The sequence below is a fragment of the Micromonospora sp. Llam0 genome (assembly GCF_003751085.1).
Lineage (GTDB): Bacteria > Actinomycetota > Actinomycetes > Mycobacteriales > Micromonosporaceae > Micromonospora_E.
Window position 1 is genome coordinate 5,795,308 of record NZ_RJJY01000001.1, and the last position, 17,041, is coordinate 5,812,348.

The 17,041-nt window shown below is 69.7% G+C and carries 18 protein-coding genes and 1 pseudogene; 5 read left to right on the forward strand and 14 right to left on the reverse strand.

Annotation, left to right across the window (positions count from 1 at the left end):
• Nucleotides 1-98 precede the first annotated feature (98 nt).
• From EDC02_RS25305 to EDC02_RS25345, 9 genes are all read right to left on the reverse strand, one after another.
• A complete protein-coding gene (locus tag EDC02_RS25305; RefSeq protein WP_158632298.1) occupies nucleotides 99-383 on the reverse strand; it encodes an integrase core domain-containing protein in 285 nt (94 codons plus the stop codon).
• Nucleotides 337-1,437, reverse strand: coding sequence for a class I SAM-dependent methyltransferase (locus tag EDC02_RS25310; RefSeq protein WP_123604099.1), 1,101 nt, complete (start codon nucleotides 1,435-1,437; stop codon nucleotides 337-339). Before EDC02_RS25310 ends, EDC02_RS25305 begins: the two co-directional genes overlap by 47 nt.
• A 31-nt stretch (nucleotides 1,438-1,468) precedes the next feature.
• Nucleotides 1,469-2,584, reverse strand: coding sequence for a scyllo-inosamine-4-phosphate amidinotransferase (locus tag EDC02_RS25315; protein WP_123604100.1), 1,116 nt, complete (start codon nucleotides 2,582-2,584; stop codon nucleotides 1,469-1,471).
• 2 nt (nucleotides 2,585-2,586) lie between these two features.
• Nucleotides 2,587-3,147, reverse strand: a complete 561-nt coding sequence (locus EDC02_RS25320; protein ID WP_123604101.1) for a MaoC family dehydratase — start codon at nucleotides 3,145-3,147, stop codon at nucleotides 2,587-2,589.
• A complete protein-coding gene (locus tag EDC02_RS25325) occupies nucleotides 3,137-4,378 on the reverse strand; it encodes an aminotransferase class I/II-fold pyridoxal phosphate-dependent enzyme (RefSeq protein WP_123604102.1) in 1,242 nt (413 codons plus the stop codon). The genes EDC02_RS25320 and EDC02_RS25325 overlap by 11 nt, the downstream gene beginning before the upstream one ends.
• 46 nt (nucleotides 4,379-4,424) lie before the next feature.
• Entirely contained in the window at nucleotides 4,425-5,267 is an 843-nt protein-coding gene (locus EDC02_RS25330) for a CoA ester lyase (protein WP_123604103.1), read from the reverse strand.
• Nucleotides 5,267-6,277, reverse strand: a complete 1,011-nt coding sequence (locus EDC02_RS25335; RefSeq protein WP_123604104.1) for a zinc-binding dehydrogenase — start codon at nucleotides 6,275-6,277, stop codon at nucleotides 5,267-5,269. Before EDC02_RS25335 ends, EDC02_RS25330 begins: the two co-directional genes overlap by 1 nt.
• Nucleotides 6,278-6,285: 8 nt before the next feature.
• Nucleotides 6,286-7,635 carry a peptide ligase PGM1-related protein gene (locus tag EDC02_RS25340; RefSeq protein ID WP_123605135.1) on the reverse strand — a complete coding sequence of 450 codons (1,350 nt, stop codon included), beginning with the start codon at nucleotides 7,633-7,635 and terminating at the stop codon, nucleotides 6,286-6,288.
• 476 nt (nucleotides 7,636-8,111) lie between these two features.
• Entirely contained in the window at nucleotides 8,112-8,741 is a 630-nt protein-coding gene (locus EDC02_RS25345; RefSeq protein WP_199757761.1) for a TetR/AcrR family transcriptional regulator, read from the reverse strand.
• A 40-nt stretch (nucleotides 8,742-8,781) separates the two neighbouring features.
• Here EDC02_RS25345 and EDC02_RS25350 point away from each other — a divergent pair, with 40 nt between their 5' ends.
• The 5 genes from EDC02_RS25350 to EDC02_RS25370 all read left to right on the forward strand — a co-directional run bounded on the left by EDC02_RS25350 (nucleotide 8,782) and on the right by EDC02_RS25370 (nucleotide 13,362).
• Complete coding sequence (locus EDC02_RS25350; RefSeq protein WP_123604106.1) at nucleotides 8,782-9,126, forward strand: darcynin family protein; 345 nt, start codon at nucleotides 8,782-8,784, stop codon at nucleotides 9,124-9,126.
• Nucleotides 9,123-9,770 (forward strand): SDR family NAD(P)-dependent oxidoreductase, encoded by a 648-nt coding sequence (locus EDC02_RS25355; RefSeq protein ID WP_123604107.1) that lies wholly within the window; start codon nucleotides 9,123-9,125, stop codon nucleotides 9,768-9,770. Before EDC02_RS25350 ends, EDC02_RS25355 begins: the two co-directional genes overlap by 4 nt.
• Nucleotides 9,771-9,856: 86 nt before the next feature.
• Entirely contained in the window at nucleotides 9,857-10,690 is an 834-nt protein-coding gene (locus tag EDC02_RS25360) for a transposase family protein (protein ID WP_123601953.1), read from the forward strand.
• Nucleotides 10,691-11,221: 531 nt separating this feature from the next.
• Complete coding sequence (locus tag EDC02_RS25365; RefSeq protein ID WP_123604108.1) at nucleotides 11,222-11,914, forward strand: response regulator transcription factor; 693 nt, start codon at nucleotides 11,222-11,224, stop codon at nucleotides 11,912-11,914.
• A complete protein-coding gene (locus EDC02_RS25370; RefSeq protein WP_123604109.1) occupies nucleotides 11,911-13,362 on the forward strand; it encodes a HAMP domain-containing sensor histidine kinase in 1,452 nt (483 codons plus the stop codon). Before EDC02_RS25365 ends, EDC02_RS25370 begins: the two co-directional genes overlap by 4 nt.
• Before the next feature lie 91 nt (nucleotides 13,363-13,453).
• On the opposite strand, the pseudogene EDC02_RS25375 reads toward EDC02_RS25370, so the two are convergent.
• From EDC02_RS25375 to EDC02_RS25395, 5 genes and pseudogenes are all read right to left on the reverse strand, one after another.
• Nucleotides 13,454-13,897 (reverse strand): annotated as a pseudogene (locus EDC02_RS25375) (MMPL family transporter); the annotation flags it as partial.
• A complete protein-coding gene (locus EDC02_RS25380) occupies nucleotides 13,797-14,570 on the reverse strand; it encodes a DedA family protein (protein ID WP_233606283.1) in 774 nt (257 codons plus the stop codon). The pseudogene EDC02_RS25375 and the gene EDC02_RS25380, both read right to left, overlap by 101 nt.
• Entirely contained in the window at nucleotides 14,561-15,208 is a 648-nt protein-coding gene (locus tag EDC02_RS25385; protein WP_123604110.1) for a DUF998 domain-containing protein, read from the reverse strand. Before EDC02_RS25385 ends, EDC02_RS25380 begins: the two co-directional genes overlap by 10 nt.
• Complete coding sequence (locus tag EDC02_RS25390; protein ID WP_123604111.1) at nucleotides 15,205-16,401, reverse strand: glycosyltransferase; 1,197 nt, start codon at nucleotides 16,399-16,401, stop codon at nucleotides 15,205-15,207. Before EDC02_RS25390 ends, EDC02_RS25385 begins: the two co-directional genes overlap by 4 nt.
• Entirely contained in the window at nucleotides 16,317-16,964 is a 648-nt protein-coding gene (locus EDC02_RS25395; protein WP_148083616.1) for a DedA family protein, read from the reverse strand. Before EDC02_RS25395 ends, EDC02_RS25390 begins: the two co-directional genes overlap by 85 nt.
• Nucleotides 16,965-17,041 lie beyond the last annotated feature (77 nt).

Here is a 17,041-nt window from a genome sequence, read left to right on the forward strand (position 1 = left end):
TACCGTGCCAGAACCTGTTTTCCGGCCGTGACCTGGCGTTTTGAAGATCGTGTCAGGGCTGCTCGGTGGTACTCGTTGATCACTCCGCCGAGTCGTTGTCAGCGGCGTATGGGCTTGTCGATGGGGATGACGACGGACGGGTCATGGTGGGGTGGCCGCTGCTGGCGCCGTTGGTGCGGCCGGTGGTCGTTGAAGTGGTCGACGTACTCGCCGACCACGGACTGCGCGTGGCGCTCGTTGTAGATCACCATGTGGTCGGTGCACTCGTCGCGGAGGCTGCGTCCCCAGCGTTCGATGGAGCAGCTGGCCTGCGGGGTCCGGGGCGGGGACCGACGACTACGGGAAGAGGTGGCGGTGGATGGGGTGGTGGCGGAACGTCCCACCGCGGTACGGGGAACGGTGACTGGCCGAGCGAGTACCGGCCGCCGCGGTGCGCAGCACCGCAGCGAGGTGGTAGTCCGGGTGCACGCCGTCCTCGCACAGGGTCGACGTGACAGTCAGATCGAGCACGTCGCCCGCTTCGACAACATGCTCCGAGTCGAACAGCGGAAAGTAGATGCACGCCCAGTTGCTCGCTACCCGCAGCGCGTCCAGTGGCTCCCCGTCGGGCAGGCCCCAGAGCCGCAGCCAGGTCAGCACCCCGTCCACCATGCCCGGTCGTTCGATGGTGAGGCGGACCGACCGCCGCTGCTCCAGCGGCAGGTGGCCGTTGAGGTCGAGCACTTCCACGACCTGACCGTCGGCGAGCAACGCGTCGCGGGCCGGGTGCTTGATGCGCAGGCGTACATCGAACGGGGCTCCGTGCCACTCGAAGATGGTCCTCAGGTAGCCGAGCGAGTCCGCCGCGAAAGCCACGTGCCCGCCAGCGAAGAGCCGCCGGAAGGCAACCGGCGCGGCGAGTGTGACGCACCGGGCCGGAACGACCACAGCCTCCGCGGTGAGGTGCCGGCGCCGGGCATCGGTGAGCACCGCGGCGACACCCTCGGCCCCGGCCAGCGATCCGATGATCTCGGCGACGCAGACTTCCGCCTTCGGGGAGATGTCGAGCTCGGTGGAGACCCCACGCAGCAGAGTGATCCGCTCGCTGAGGCCCGGCTCCGCCAGCCACGCCCCAGCCCGCTGGAACGACTCCTCCATCGCCTCCATCGCGAAGACCTGGCGCGCGCCGTAGCGCACGCTCTCCCGCGCCCAGAGCAGGTCCGCGCCGGTGCCGATGTCGAGCACCACCCGGCCGGCGGCCAACCGGGCCAGCGCGGCACGGAACCGCTGGTTGCGCTCCTCGTCGTCGGTCATCCGCGCATATGACACCGCGTCGTAGCACGGGTACTCGCCGATACTGGGGCCGAGGGTGGGGACGCCGGGTGCCGTGGGATGTGCCGGGTCCACCAGGACCCGCACGGTTGACCCGGCCACCACCAGGTCGACGGAGGTGGTCATCGTCCTCCTCGAGCGGACCGGACGCGGCCGCTCAGTCCAGGTAGTTCTCCGGCCCGCCGGTGCGGACGGTGTCCAGCGTGACGCAGTGGAAGCCGCCGCCGAGCGCCCGGGCGTGACGCAGCCGGTGCGGCAGCACGGTGATGCCGCGATCTTCCAATGCGCGGATCAGTTCCGGCTGGTCGGCGTCGACGATCGCGTGCTCCTCGTCCACCATCAGCAGGTTCATGCTGATCCAGTGTTCGCTCAGAGTGGGTTGCCAGATCGCGGGCTGGCGCAGCGGCGGACACCACAGCACGTCCCAGCCGCGCAGTGGTTCCGGGACCATGTCCGGCTTGATCCGGCCCGGGTTGAGCAGCACCAGGCCGGGACGCAGGAAAGAGATGGTGCTGTCGATGTGGGTGTAGCCGTAGATCCCGCGCAGCGGATGGATCCGGATGTCCCCGAGCAGCCGAACGGTGGATTCCAGCCAGCGCAGTCCGAGCTCGTTGCCGCTGCGGGACACCTGGTAGAACAGGTCCCGCCCGAGACGGAGCACGTTGGCGGCGTCGAAAACCGGCTCGGCCTCCCCCAGGTCGGGCAGGCCGTCGGCGTCGACCAGGTACAGCTCGTCGGGTAGCTGCGGCCGGGGCGCGGCCAGCCAAGTGGCGCCGCGCAGCAGGTAGTCCTGGAAGAGCGGACGCAGCCCGAACAGCTCGAAGTAGCGGGCCCGGGTCGGGCTGGGGGTCTCGATGATGGTGGAGCCGACGATCAGGGTGAGGTCTCGGGGGCAGTACGACTTGAATCCGGCGCTGCGCCATTGGGGGGTGGCGAACTGCACGCCGTGGTCGACGACTGCGGGCTGGTGCACGGTCACACCTAGCCCACGCAAGGTGGCGACGAACAGGGCCAGGTCCTCGTTCGTCTCCTCGACGATGTGCGCCGGCATCTCACCCACCTCGAGCTTGCCCAGCTCCGCCCGGGTCAGTTTCGGGTAGCAGGTGAGCCACGCGGACGGGTCGTCCTGCTCGGGAATGCGGATGTGCGTGGCGTGCCCGACGACGATCTCACGGAGGGTGGTGAACTCGTCCCAGGAGCTGACCGCCGGCAGACCGGAACGGTCGGGGATGGTGGACAAGGCTGGCCTGGTGACCATCTGGTCAGCGGTCACTGTCAGTATCCTGTTCTGTCGTCGATGCTGGTTTCCTGGGTTGGCACCAGGAAACTGCGGTCGAAGGTGAGCACCACCTCGCCGGTGGCCTTGATCCCGGTGGTGCGGCAACTCACGATGCCCTCGCCCGGACGGCTGGTGGAGAGCCGCTTGCTGGTCACCTCGCTCTGGGCGTAGAGGGTGTCGCCGACGTAGACCGGGTGGGACAGGCGGATCCGGTCCCAGCCGAGGTTCGCGATCGCCCGGCCGCTGGTGCTGCGGGCGGTCATCCCGCCGATGATGCTCAGCGTCACCAGGCTGGAGACGAGAGGCCTGCCCCACCGGCCCTGGGCTGCGTACGCGCCGTCGATGTGCAGCGGTGACGCATTCATGCTCAACATGCTCATCAGCACGTTGTCCATCTCGGTCACGGTACGGCCGGGGCGGTGCTCGAACACCGTGCCGACGACGATCTCGTCGTAGTAGAAGCCGACCTGTTCGCGGTACCGGTTCTCCCCCACCTTGCGGTACCCGGTCGGATGGGGCCGATCCGCGATCGGCCTCCGTGCCGGTTCAGAGGGCATCGGTGAGCTCCCGCACGTGGTCGGCGAAGGTGGCCAGAACCTCCTGGTCAATGTCCGCGCGGATCATGATCCGCAGCCCGGCCTGTCCCTGCGGCACGATCGGGAAGAACACGGCGGAGCTGTAGAAGCCCCGCCGGTACAGCTCCGCGGAGAGCCGGACGGCCCGGTCGGCGTCGCCCACGGTGATCCGGCGTACCGGTAGGCCGTTGCCCGCGTACGAGGTGGGCAGAAGCTCGTCGAAGTACGCGACGTTGTCGTGCAGCCGGCGCTGCAACTCGCGCAGCTCGGATGAGCGGTGGATAGCGGCGCTCGCCAACGAGGCGCCCACCAGAGGCACGGCCATGTTCTGCGACCAGCCCACCGGCCCGGCGTGCCGGGTCAGAAAGCCGTACGTCTTCGGGTCGCCGAGCATGGCCACGCCGCCGCCGGTGCCGAAGCCCTTGCCGAGGCTGGTGACGATGAGGGTGAGCGGGTTCATGGCCAGCCGGGAGCGGACAAAACCCTCGCCCCGCTCGCCGACGATCGACAGCGAATGCGAATCGTCGATGAACAGGAACAGCCCGTACCGGTCCTGGAGGTCCAGCAGGCCGTCCAGGGCCGCCGCACCTCCCATCGAGTACGCGCCGTCGGCGACGTACGCCACGCTCGGATACCGCCGGCAGACGTCCTCCAGGTAGTCCAGGTCGTTGTGGCCGCAGGTGAGGACCAGGCTCTCCTCGGCACAGATGGGCTTCACGTACGACATGCAGAAGTGGCAGAACCGGTCGAAGACCATCACCCGGGGGCCGCCCGGGGCAAGGTGCCCGGAGGCGACCAGGGGGAGAATGCCGGCGGTGAGGGCGCTGCACGAGCTGCCTGGAAGCACCTGGGTGCCAAACAGGTCGCTCAGTTCCTCCTCAAGGCGGGCCAGCAACTGGTGCCGGATGCGGGTAGTGGAGGTGACCAGCGAGGTCGCGCCGGCCTCGCGCAGCGCCGCCACGGCTCCCTCGATCACCGCAGGGTGGTGATTGAGTCCCAGGTACCCACAGGAACACATGTTGACGAACTCATGGCCGGTCTCCCGGTCGACGAGCCGGTTGTTCGCGTCGCCCGAGGGCACGTCGACTCTGATCCCGGTCAGACCATGGTCGGCCGCTGCCTGCCACACCGGGTCGGCGGTCCGGATCATCTTCTCCGCGTTGCGGTACTGGTGCGGCCCGATGATGTTCTGTTCCTCGTCTGTGGTCGTCATCTCCCTCACCCCTTGTCGATGGGCCGGACGGCTGGTGTCCCGACGGTCAGCCAGGCGGGTCGAACTCGTCGAGCAGCCGCTGGGACGCCTCGAAGAAGGGCCGACCCACCATCACCCCCTCGACGGTGGTGATGCCCTGGCTGCTGTGCTGCGCGGCAGCCACCACACGGCGGGCCGCCTCCAGCGATTCCGCATCCGGCGAGAAGGCTTTGTTGATAATGGCCACCTGGCGGGGATGCAGGGCGATCTTGCCGCTGAATCCGAGGTCCTGCGCCAGGATGGCCTCCCGTCGCAGCGTGGTCAGGTCCTGTAGGTGGAAGGTCGGTGAGTCGATCGCCTCGACCTCGGCCGCCCGGGCGGCGTTCACCACACGGGTGCGGGCGTACACCAGCGGCTCCCAGCGCAGCTGGATGCCGAGGGCGGACGCGTAGTCCGCAGACCCGAAGATCAGCGCACGCGGTCGGGGCGAGGTCGCCGCGATCGCGGCAACGTTCTCCACCCCGCGTGGCGTCTCGATCACCGCGAACAGTTCCAGGTCCGGACGGACCGGCCGGAGCAGCCGCGCCACGATCTCGATGTCCCGGGGCGACTCCACCTTGGGCACCAGCACGATGGCCGGCTTGACCGGATACTCCCGTAGGGCGAGCAGGTCCCGCACGCCGTCCGGCTCGGTGATCGCGTTGACCCGGACGGCGCACCGGCGACCGGCCGAGCTCTCGCCGGTGAAGAAGGCTGTCGCCCGGACCCGGGCATCGGCCTTTGCCGGGGCCGGCACCGAGTCCTCCAGGTCGACCAGGCAGATGTCGGCCCCGGAACGGTGACAGTTGGCGTACCGGTCGGACGCGGTCGCCGGGGTGCAGAGCACGGAACGGCAGTACCGGGTGAACATCACACCTCCCGGCGTACGTCGATGAGAACTTTGCCCGTGGTGGCTCGGGCGGCGACCGCCGCGTGCGCCGCGCCGGCCTCGGGCAGCGTCACCGTCCGGTCGACGTGCACCGCGAGCCGGCCCTGTACCGCCAGGTCGAACAGCCGGTCGGCGATGCCGCACAACAGCTCGCGGTGGTCGATTACGTGCCGCATCCAGAACCCGGCGCAGCCGATCGAATCCTGCGCCAGCTGGGCGGTGGTCAGCGCGACGACGCCGGCGTCAGCATCAGCGCCGCTGGCGACGACACTGGTGTCGGCGGCGGCGGATCCGGGGCGCCAGCCAAGGCAGACCAGCCGCCCGAACGGTACCAGGCCAGCCAGCCCTGCCCGGGCTACTGTGCCGCCCACCGAGTCAACGAACAGGTCCAACCCGGCACCGCCGGCCGCCTCCCGCAGCCGGCCGGCCAGTTCCGGGTCCGCCGGGTCCAACGCCACGTCCGCGCCGAGCCGTTTGACGAACTGTCGCTTGGCCGCGGTGGAGGCGAGCCCGATCACCGGGGAGGCGCCGAGCGCCACGGCGAGCTGCACCGCGAGGTGGCCCACCCCGCCGGCCGCCGCGGAGACCGCCACGCTCTCCCCTGCCCGCAGCCGCCCGGCCAGCAGCAGCGCCCCGTAGGCGGTGCCGCCCTGTTCGAACAGGCCGACCGCCTGCGCATCGTCGATGCCCGCTGGGATCTCCACTGTGTACGCGTCCCGCGCCGCCACCACCTCGGCGTACCCGCCCCCCTGACGCAGCAGCGCGACCACCCGCCGGCCGTCGGTCCGCCGGTGGCCGGCCGCCTCCACTCCGAGCACCGCGGGCAGCCGCAGGTGGGGGTGGGCACCAGCACGCTGCTCCAGGTCGTCGAAGTTGACCCCGGTCAGGGTCACATCGATCAGGCTCTCCCCCGGGCCGGACAGCGGTTCGGGTATCCGTTCGACACGTAGCACTTCCGGGCCCCCGGGACGACGCAGGACCGCCGCCCGCATCTGCCTGCTCACCGCAGCCGCCGGGAACCGGTGCCGTCCACGAAGAGGCGGCCCAGCCCGCGGTGCATCTCCTCCGCTGTGGCCAGGTCCTCGGCGATCGCACAGCAGGCGACAGTGCCGTCCCCGTCGACCTCGTTCGAGGTGATCACGACCCCGGTACGGCTGGTCGGGTCGTAGCCCAGACTGGCCGCGGCGAGCCGGTCGACGGCCGCCCCGAACGACGGCACGATCCAGCCACCGCGTTCCAGAAAGACACGTTTCTCCTGGTAGCCGGCGTCCACCACGCGGCCGTCAAGCACCAGGTGCACGTGGGTGGAGCCGGTGAGGCGGCAGTTGGTCTCGGTGAAGAGCACCTGCCCGTCCTGGGTGTGGATGGCGTCGGCGCTGACCACCCCCCGGTAACCGAGTACCCGCAGGGAGTCGACCAGCCGCTGGGCGCCGTCGAGCAACTCCGCTCTGGTCTCCGGCTCGATCGTCTGCGCCGGCAGCACCGAACCGACCGCCACCGGCTCCATCAGCAGCTCACCCACGCCGATCAGCTGGGCACCTTCGTCTCCGACGAGGAACTCCGCGTAGACGGTGGTGGAACCGGGAAAGAAGCGCTCCACCACCAGCCGGTGCGCACGGCCTGCGGTGAGCCACTCCCAGCGCCGCTCCAGATAGGAGAGCACGGCGGAACGGTCCGGCAGCACCACCACGCGGGGCGCTCCCGCCGGCACCACACCATCGGTGCAGCTGAGGATCTCGTTGCCGAGACCACCGCCGTTGAACTCCAACTTCACCATTACGCTGTGGCCCCGGTCGAACAGACCGGTGATCGCCTCGAGCGCCTGTTCCAGGCCGCTGACGACGGTGCCCGGGGCGATCGGTACGCCGGCTCCGGCGGCCAGCGCCCGGAACCCGGCCTTGCTGTTCACCAGCGCGTCGCCGGCCTGGGCACTGAACGGGTACCCGGGCAGGGCCGCCTCGGCGGCCAACGCCCGGGCGAGCCCGGTGACGGAGAGATCCTTGTAGACGGCGAGGATCTCACCCGGTGGCCCGTCTCCGAGGGCGCGGCGGAGCGCCGCCAGGAAGCCGGGATCGGTGAGCCGGTCCGGGGTGAGTAGATCCGAGCCGAGGCCGCCGGGCGGGGGGACCATCAGGGTGAGCGAGGCGGCATCGGTACCGGTCAGGCCGGTGACGTAACTCACGTACTCCGGCGGCGGGGCGAACGGAAGGACCAGCACGTCGCCGTCCCGGGCAAACCAGAGCATCCGCTGGGCGACACAGCCACCGCTGCGGAGCTGGGCCGGGGTCAGCGCCGCGAGATCACCGGCCATCTCCGAGGTCCGGCTGTTGCCGATGATCAACGTGGTCATGACCGCCCCATCGCCGTCGGCGGCGTGTCCGGCCACCGCTCCGCCGCTGACCGGAATCGACCGACGGCTGAGCATGCGACAGGAGACAAGGCAGGTCACCGCCATAACCCAGAAGATCAATATATGGCAATGTTTCAAAGTGCTAGAGGTTAGGCTATCAATCATCGCCGGCAACAGCAATGAGTGACGCGACTTGCGCCACGAGTAGTTGAGCTGTCTGATCGGCCGTCCGACGCCGACCCTGCGTTCAGGGTCGTGAGCTGGGATTTTGAAGATCGTTCAGGCGGCTCGGTGGTACTCGTTGATACGGATCAGACGGTTGGGGATTCGAGTCCCTTCGGGCACGCGAGATCAACAGGGGTCCGACCTGCCGAAACGGCAGGCAGCCCCCTTCGCCTTTCCTGCCCTACCTGGCAGCGCAGGACGACGAGGGATGACTGCGTCTACTGGGCCTGCGCGGCGACGTTGGCGAGCGCCTACGTCGGGTCCCGGTGAGGTGAATCCTCGTGGCCTGTGGCCGGTCCGGCGGAACTACCTGGCCCGCGGGGTACGACCAAAGCGATGATCAGCTCGGCCGCGGCGTCGGTGCGGGCACGGTCACCGGTGAGGTATCGGTCGTGGGCGATCCCGCGCAGCCCGCTGACCAGGGCGGTGGCGCGGACCCGGGCCTGGGCGGTGCTGAAACCGGCCCGTCGCAGGGCGTGGGCCACCGGTTTGACCCATGCGTGGATGGCGTCGGCGGCCAGAGCGCCGTACTGGTCCGGTTGGGTCAGCGCCAGGCCCATCACCTCGAGCAGCAGCCGCACCCGTGCCTCCTGCTCGCCGCCGCACATGTCCTGCCAGACCATGCGGGCGAGCGCAGGCAGTGACTCTGCACCTTCGCCCGCCAAATCCATCAGCGCCTCGACGTCCGGGCGCACGGCGGCCAGCGCCTGCGTGACGAGTTGCTCCTTGGTCCCGAAGTAGTGCACGAGCATGCGCGAGCTGGTGCCCAGCGCCGCCGCGAGCGGTCGCAGGGACAGGTCGGCGAGACCGTGTTCGACGAGGTAGTCGAAGGTCTGGCGCAGCAGTTCGGCGCGTCGGGCGACATCGGCAGGTCGGGACACGGGTTTGACTGTACCACTCGCTACAGTTATTGTCGTCAGCATGCCTGAAGCACTTGCTACAAGAACTGCTCGGTGGGTAGTCATCGTCGAGCTGACGGCACTGCCGGCTTGGCTGACTCTTGACCGTTCCGCGCGCGAGTCCATCGTGGAACGCGTGGTCCACCCGGTGCTCGCGTCGGCGCCGGAGGTCGACGTTCACTGGATCGACGTGGAGTCCTTTACGGCCAGCTGCAGCGATGTGCTGCTCGCGCAGACACCCGACCTGCTGAGCTGGAACCGGCTGTGGGAGCGGATGCGCGACACGCCGATGTTCACAGTGCCGTACTTCCGGGTCGAGCGGATCCTGCCGGGCCTCGTCGAGGGGCACCGGGACGTGACCCGATGAGGCTCGCCGGTCACCGGGCCTTGGTCACCGGCGGGAGCACCGGCATCGGCTTGGCGCTGGCCACGCTGTCGCGCCAAGCCGGCTGCGAGGTGCTCGTCTGTGGGCGGGACCCCGACAAGGAGGTGCTCGTCTGTGGGCGGGACCCCGACAAGCTGAACCGGGCCGCCGGGTTGGTCCCCGACCTGCGTACGGTCGCGGGTGACCTGTCCCGGCCGGAGGACGTGCGCCGGATCGCGAGCGCCGCGATGGACCTACCCGGTGGGCTGAGCATCCTGGTGAACAACGCCGCCGTGCAGCACGAGCGGAGCCTGTTCGCCGAAGCCACCGACGAGGCGCTGGCCGCGTCGGCGTTCGAGGTCGGCACGAACCTCACCGGCCTCATCCAGCTCACCAGTCTCTGTCTGCCGGCCCTGGCGGCCGTGCCGGCATCAGCCGTGGTCAACCACAATCGGTCGCCGCAGCCATCGTCGCGGGACTCGAACGCGACCGCACCGAGATCACGATCGGCAAGGTCCGGCTGCTGCGGGCCATCCACCGTCTCGCGCCTACGCTCGCCCGCCGCGCCATGCGTGACTCATAATCCCGTCTTCAATGAAGTTTTCTCAACAACGAATGGTTCGTTGAATGGTGCGACACGCACATAAGGGGCAATAGCGACGATTCTTGTGGGACGTGAGGTCCTCCGATAAACCGGTCTCACCACAAGAATCCGTCACCAAGAGGACCCCACGTGATCACTTATCGTGCCACACTCGACGTCCCGAGGGAACTCGTCTCCTACGTGGCGAGTCTGCTACGCGCCCACCGGCGGTCGCTGGGCACACGCAGGAAGACCCGACTGCTCACCTGCTGGCGGCAGGCGGTGTTCGGCCTTGTCTGGTTCCGTAACCGCGGCGTGGACATCCCCCAGCTCGGCGCCGGGTTCGGGCTGTCCCGGGCCACCTCCTACCGCTACCACGACGAGGTCTTGGCGGTGCTGTCCGCGCAGGCGCCGGATCTGTCCGAGGCCCTCGACCGGGTCGAAGCCGAGGGCTGGTCACACCTGATCCTCGACGGCAAGGTCGTGGACAGCGACCGGTACGCGGAGAAGACAGCCAACAGGAAGGGCGAGACCATCGACGCCTACTACTCCGGAAAGACCCACGACTTCGGCGGCAACGTCCAGGCGCTGATGCGCCCCGACGGGTTCCCGGTATGGGTCTCCGGTGTCGCTCCCGGCTCAGTCCATGACCTACGTATCGCCCAGGAAGAGGTCCTCGGCGCGCTCTACGCGGCCGCCGCTCGCGGACTACCCACCTTGGCGGATTCCGGGTACGAAGGTGCAGGTCAGGGCGTACACACCCCCGTGAAGAAGCCGACCAGTGGACACCGGCTCCACGTCGACAACCGGACCTACAACATGCTCCTGCGTGCGATGCGGTGCCTCGGCGAACGCGGATTCGCGCTATTGAGCCAGAGGTGGCGCGTCCTGCAAGGTGTCACGACTCCGCCGACGAAGATCGGCGACATAGCGAAAGCCGCCCTCGTGCTACTTCACTTTGAACATGGTTACAGATCTTGTTGAGATAACTTCAATAGATGAAATGGGCGTACTCATGCCCACACTCGCATGGCGGCAGATGCCCAGCGCCCGCGAGACCATCGACGGCGATGGTCGCGCAGAGCAGCTGACTTCGCTGCGCGACGTGCCCGGGTTCCTCCTGGCGGCGCTCGCTCGGTCTTGAACACGGCGCCGGAGCGGCCGGAGTCCGCGAGCCGGAAGCCGGGCATCGGTGTTTCGCGGCGGAGACCAGCACCGTCGGCAGCCAGGCGCCCGATTTTTCGGCAGGGGGACTGCAGGGGGCGATGGTGCCAGCATGCGCATCGTGCCGCGCATGCTGCCCCGGTGGTGAACACGACCTTGGCTGTGGCCAATGGGCGTTCGACAGCGCGGCGAGCTGGTTGGCCGCCACGTCTACTGGGAGGTCAAAGGACCGTTCTCTGACGGCCGGTTCCCTGCCCGTCTGGCCGGTGCCCAGCGACGCGCTAATCCTGGCCTCAGGTTGGTCGGGGACAATGAGCGGCGAAAGCATCGGCGGGAAGGGGGCGGGCGGGCATGCGGATCATGATTGCGGATGATGACGCGGCTATCCGTGAGTCGCTGGAGCGGGTGCTCCGGGTCGAGGGTTACGACACCAGCACCGTCGCCAACGGTCTCGCCGTGCTCGACGGGGTCGGTGAGGCCGGCGGTGAGACGCTGGATCTGCTGATCCTCGACGTGATGATGCCCCGCCTCGGCGGGTTGGAGACCTGCCGGCGGTTGCGGGCGGCGGGTCGGGATCTGCCGGTGCTGATGTTGACCGCCCGGGATCAGGTCTCCGACCGGGTCGCGGGGCTGGACGCGGGTGCCGACGACTATCTGCCCAAGCCGTTCGCCACCGAGGAGTTGCTGGCCCGGGTGCGGGCTCTGTTGCGCCGACGTACGCCGACCGACGGGGAGTCGCAGGTCCTGTCGTTCGCCGACGTCCGGCTCGATCCCGACAGGTTCGAGGCGTGGCGTGGCGGGAGGGCGCTGCGCCTGACCCGGACCGAGTTCTCCCTCCTGGAGGTCCTTGTGCGCAACGCGACCCGGGTGTTGACCCGCGACGCGCTGTTCGAGGCGATCTGGGGCTTCGACATGAGCGCCACCGCCAACAACCTCCAGGTATACGTAAGCTACCTGCGCCGCAAGATGGAGGCCGAGGGTGAGCCGCGATTGATCTACACGCTGCGCGGCCTGGGGTACACGTTGCGGGAAACTCCTCCGTGAGCAGGCACGCGGCCCGGGAACCGCGCCGGCTGACCCGATGGTGGCGCCAGCGGTCCCTACGGACCAGGCTGACGGTGATCGCGGCGACGGCCATCGCCGTCAGCGTGTTCATGGCCTTCCAGGTGGCCAGCGAACTGCTGGACTGGCAGCTGCGGGACACCGCCGAGAATCAGCTGCGCGCCGAATCCCGCGTCGTGGCGACGAACGCGGAGCGCGCCGGTCTGGCGCAGGTCCTGCTACCGCCGTATCCCGGATCCGGTCCGCTGGTGCGGGTCATCCTGCCCGACGGCTCGACCCGGACGCCGGCGGGTCAACCCGCGCTGCCCCCGGTCAGCGAGCACGCCGGGCTCGTGGCGCAGGGCGGCTTGGCCGACCTGATGGAGTCGGACGACAGCGACGAGGACGGCTACCTCGTCTACACGCTACGGGCGGGCGACGGCGCGGTCCAGGTGGCCCGCGTCGTCGACGACAGCCCGGTCAACCAGTTCGGGTTCGGTATGCTGCTGATCGGGCTGCTCTGCGTGGTCGGCGGCGCCCTTGTCGGGCGGGCCGTGGCGCGGACCGGGCTGGCACCGATCGACCGGCTGACCACCGCCGCCGTCCGTGTCGCGCACACCCAGGATCTCGACGCCCACATTCCGGATGAAGGCGGTGGGGAGATCCGGCGGCTGATTCAGTCGATCAACGACATGCTCGCCGCGCTCCGGGACTCCCGGCAGGCCCAGCGGCTGCTCGCCGAGGACGCCGCCCACGAGCTCAAGACCCCGCTCACCAGCCTGCGCCTCAACGTCGAGCTGCTGATCCGGCTCGATCGGCGCGGCACCCTGGACAGCGCACTGCCTGCGGAGAGCCGGACCCGGCTGCTCAACGATCTCGGCGCCCAGGTGGCCGAGTTGAGCACCCTTGCCGCCGAGCTGACCGACCTGGCGCGCGGTGACGTCAACGACGAGAGCACCGAGCTGCTCGACCTCGCCGACGTGGTGGTGGCCGCCGCGACCCGGGCGCGTTCCCGCCTGCCCGACATCGAGGTCGCGCTCGACGTGACCTCCGTGTGGGTGAGCGGGCGTCCCGCTGCGCTCCAGCGGGCGGTGCTCAACCTCATCGACAACGCCGGCAAGTGGTCCCCCGCGGACCAGCCGGTCCAGGTCCGGCTCCGCGCCGAGGGCGCGTCGGCGGTGCTCGAGGTCGACGATGCCGGGCCCGGCATCGACGCCGCCGACGTGCCGCGGGTGTTCGACCGGTTCTACCGTGCCGACAGCGCCCGGGCGTTGCCGGGATCCGGTCTAGGGCTGTCGATCGTGCAGCGGGTCGTTGACGCCCACGGCGGCCGGGCCACCGTCGCCCGCTCCGCACGCGGTGGCGCGCTACTTCGGGTCGACCTTCCGGCCGCAGCCCTGCCCGCCCCGATCGCGCGGCTCGCCGCCGGGGAGGACACTGCGGGGCGCTGACCCGCGCCCCGGCGCGTGGCGCAGGGCTGAGGAGCATCACCAGCGGAAGCGTGGCGAGGACAGCGAACGTGGCCGCCAGGACCAGGCCAGCCGAGGTGATGACGCCACCGGTGGCGGAGAGGGCTTTGGGCATGACCTCTCTGGTGTCGAGACGTACGGTCTCCTCCCGGCCCCGGCTGACCAGGAAGATGTTGTAGTCGACGCAAGCGCCACCAGGACAGGAATGCCAGCAGCGGCACTGAAATAGTCGACATCCTTGAAGCCGAGGATCGTGTCGAAGACGAACCCGCTGCCGCCGAAGGCCGCAGCGAATGAGGCGATCACGGTGGCCATGAGGACCAGCGGGGCCACGATCGCGCGCAGCAGCAGTCCGAGGATGATCAGGACGAGGTCGCGCACCAGCGGGATCACCAGCTACTCGTCGCGGCTGGTGGTCATCTTGGTGTCGAGGTTCTCCACACTCGGCTCGCCGACGCAGGAATTGGTCCTGCTCCCGCAGGGCGCCGGTGTTGCCGACCAGCCCGATGGCGGGCACGCCGAGGATTCCGAGCGGGATGGCCGGCCAGATCCGCCTGCCAGGCACCACGAGCACCGCTGGCAACACCGTCAGCATGGCCACCAGCGCGCACTGGATGCCGGCAGCGCCACACGTAGCGGAACAGTTCGCCGAGCGCGGTAATGGACAGGGCGAGACCGAGGCCGAGGGCCAGGCCCAGCGTCGGGTTGGATTCGAAGGCGGCGCCGCCGAGGTAGCCGATCAGGCCGCAATAGCCGGCCCAGGTGACGGCGGCGATGGCGGTGAACGGGGTGAAGCGGGCAAGCGGGTAGCCGGTGGCACCGCTGGCGGTCACGATCGCGGTGCGACCGCCGGGCACGAACCGGCCCGCGATGATCAGGGCGCCGCCCCGGCGGTGCAGGTGCGGGGCGATCCTGTCGGCGGCGCGGATCAGGCGGCCGCCCGGACGGCGCTCGCGCATCAAGCGCCCGATGAGGTAGCCGATGTGGTCACCGGCGAAGGCGCCCAGGGCGGCGAACACGATGATCAGCGGAAGCGACGGGATGCCCGACCCGGCGAAGACCGCCGCCGCGATGACGACCGACTCCGACGGCAGGAAAGGCAGGAACGCGTCGAGGGCCGCCAGCGCGAGGATCGCCAGATAGACGACCGGAGAGGCCATCGCGTTCTCGATCATGGCCATCAGGTCCATCGGGGCCGCTCCTCGCCTTCGAGCACCCAGGCGCAGAGCCCGACTACGACGAACACGAGCGCCAGCAGAACCCGTTCGGCCAGGCCCGCGAACGGGAGATAGCCTTGGCCGAGCAGCACCGCCGGCCCGTTCACCGCCGCGAACGCGACGCACGTGGCGAGCGCGGACCACCCGGCCGCGCGTAGCCAGCGGACCCGGGCCGGGTCGGCCCCGTGCCCGGCACGCTTGGCGATGAGCAGGGCGAACAGCGGTGGCAGCGCCGCCATCAGCGCCGCACCGATGCGATGCACCCCGGCGGTGACGCCCGGTTCGGTCCCCGGCAGGTTCGTGGGGAACACCACCACCGCGACCAGGGACACGCACCACACCGACAGCAGCACGGTGAGGGGCCAGGCCGGTAGCAGCACACGCCGGGCACCGGCCAGGAGCCAGGCACCGGCTGCCGCGAGCCCACACGCCGCCAAGGCCAGCAGGACGGCGCCCGGCACGGTCCGGATCGATTCGCTGACCATCTCGTCCACCGGGTCGACATCGCCGACCATCAGCAGGCCTGTCCCGGCCGCCGTGCCCACGCCCAGGCTCAGCTGGACGTTGCGATACCAGCGGGAGGTGCCCACCCGGACGATCGTCGCTGTCATGCGGCGGCCTCGACGGGCGCGGGCGCCTCACGGGCCGGACGGATCCGGTAGAGCTGCTCGAACGCGGACACCGTGCGGGTCTGGTCGTGCTGCTCGGCCACGGCACGAGCCCGGCGCCCCAGCTCTTCCGCGTGCTTGGGATCGCAGAGCACCCTGAGCAGTCGCTCGGCGAGCACGACAACGTCGCCGGGCGGGAACAGGTAGCCGGTCTCCTCGTCCCGGACGAGGTGGGGCAGGGCTGCGGCATCGGCGCCGATCACAGGTTTTCCACTGGCCATCGCCTCGAGCGTGACCAGGCTCTGCAGCTCGGCAGTGCCCGCGTTGACGAACACCGCCGACGCCGCGTAGGCGGAGGGAAGGTCCTCGTCAGAGATGAAACCGGTGAACGTGACATGCTCGGCGACGCCCAGCTCCCCGGCGAGCGACCGCAGCGTCCGGTCCTCGGACCCGGTGCCGACCAGGAGCAACTGGACGTCGAGGGAGCCCCGCACCAGCGCGAACGCCCGCATCACGACGTCGAGGTTCTTCTCGGCGTCGAGTCGGCCCACGTACGTGATGGTGGGCTTGTGCGCCAGGCTGTGGGCCCATCGGAACTCGGCCGCGGGCGCCTGCTCGCGGAAGCGGGTCAGGTCGATGCCGCACGAGATGGGCAGGACCGGCCCGGACACACCGGAGAACACGGCGAGCGCGGCGGCGTACGGGGTCGGGGCCGTGACGATGTCTGCCTTGGCGAACACCCGGGCGGCGTCGCGCCATGCCCACTCGTGCACCCTCGTCCGGCCGGCGTTGCCGACGGGCAGGTAGTGGATCAGGTTCTCGGGCATGAAGTGGTTGGTGGCGATGACGAACAGGCCTCGCTCGTGCGCCGCGTCGACCAGCGCCCGGCACAGCGGGAAGTGGCTCTGCACGTGCACCACGTCGGGCTGGACCTCGTCGAGGATCCGGCGGGCTGCCGCGCGCAGCCCCAGTGGCGGGCAGAACCGGAAGGGTGAGTGGCCCGGCACCGGCAAGGAACGCACGCGGTGCTCGACGACGCCGTCGCTGGACATGCCGGCATGGCTGCGGGTGTCCGTCGACGGCGCGGCCACGTGCACCTCGTGCCGGGCGGTCAGTGCCACGGCCAGGCGCTGGGCGAAGTAGGCCGCCCCGTTGACGTGCGGGGCGTAGGTGTCGGCACCGATGAGGATGCGCATGGGACAACTACCTTTCGTAGGTGGTAGCGCTTCATGAAGAGGTGGAAGACAGCGACCGGCACGGCGACGGCCGCGGTGAGCAGGAAGATGCCGCCAGGCAGTGCGAGCAGACCGGACAGCTGGCTACCGAGCAGAGCGCCGAGACCGATCAGCACCAGGCCGCGTACGGCGGCGGTGGCACCCACCCAGGCGGCGAATCTCCGGTACGGAAGCCCGACGAGCCCCGCCGACACGAATGCCGGGAGGGCGAAGACGTCGACGAGCTTGGCGGTGATGACCAGCCGAGGCAGTGACATCCCGGCCAGCCGGTCGAGCAGCGCCGTCGCCTTGAGCCTGCCCAGCAGGGACGCTACCCAGGGCCGCCGGGCCGACCGGCCGACGAGGTAGAGCAGGCTGTCGCCCACCACCTCGGCCAGCGCGACGATCACCCAGATCGGCCAGAACGCCGCAGCGCCGGCGCCGACCAGGGTGCCCGCGGTGATCGTCGCGGCCGGCCCCTCGATCAGTACGAAGAAACCGAGCAGCAGGTAGGGGTGATCGAGCACGGCCTGTGTCACAGCCATGCCGAGAAGCTTCGGCCGGAGGTTCCACACCGGTCGTCCCTACGCCGGGCCGACCGATGTAGCTCCGTGGTACGGGG